Annotated in this window: 1 protein-coding gene; it reads right to left on the bottom strand. The window is 43.3% G+C overall.

From position 1 onward, the window contains the following. Nucleotides 1-69: 69 nt before the first annotated feature. The gene (locus PSE7429_RS23095) at nt 70-597 is read right to left on the bottom strand and encodes a hypothetical protein (protein WP_009629835.1); all 528 of its coding nucleotides are present in this window, start codon (nt 595-597) and stop codon (nt 70-72) included. Nucleotides 598-686: the final 89 nt, after the last annotated feature.

Below are 686 nucleotides of genomic sequence, written 5' to 3'. Positions count from 1 at the left end.
AACCCAAAAGCCTGTAGCGCACGCTGCGCGTGCGCTACAGGCTTTTGGGTTTTAATGATGTCCAGCTATTTACTTATTAAAACTTTGCTGTAATGTATCAGGGGCATTTACCCGAAAAGGCTCGGCTCCTAGGGATTTGGGATCGATGCGCCAACGTTCCTCAACGGTGCTGTACTCGGCAATTTTTTGAGAGCGGCGATTGTACAGCATGACATTAAAGTTTTGCTTCTGAGCTTCCGTGCCGAGCTTGAATAAAAATGTAAAGCGTTGTAAATAGTCCGAGGCAATCCATCTAGTTGTATTTATGGTAATAATTGCCTGCTTTGCTTCAGAATCGATCGCAATATTTTCGACCCATCCCTCCTGTAAACGTTGAGACTTCCACCAAAGACTCGGCTCCACTGGTGCTTGGGGAATCGTAATATTTTCCTCGGCGATCGCTGCACGAGCACTAAATGCCAAAGGAGCGATCGCCCCAATACCTAACACCAATAAAGCACCATTAAAAATATGATGCAAACTTTGATTCAGACTTTGATTCAGACTTTGATTCAAAATGCGATTCAAAATGCGATTCATAACTAATTTGTCATTCATCCGAAACCTCATAGCGTATATTTTAGGATTTATAGCTATATTCACTTAAGTCAGGACATCAAACCCAATAGAGAGTGGCGGCGCGAAGC

It is taken from the genome of Pseudanabaena biceps PCC 7429 (genome assembly GCF_000332215.1).
Classification (GTDB): Bacteria; Cyanobacteriota; Cyanobacteriia; order Pseudanabaenales; family Pseudanabaenaceae; genus Pseudanabaena; species Pseudanabaena biceps.
The sequence above is the reverse complement of the archived record's forward strand: the minus strand, read 5'-3'. Positions and strand labels throughout refer to the sequence as shown.

Excerpts from the sequence above, each read along its gene's own strand:
- PSE7429_RS23095 (WP_009629835.1), bottom strand. The coding sequence starts at position 597 with ATGAATGACAAATTAGTTATGAATCGCATTTTGAATCGCATTTTGAAT.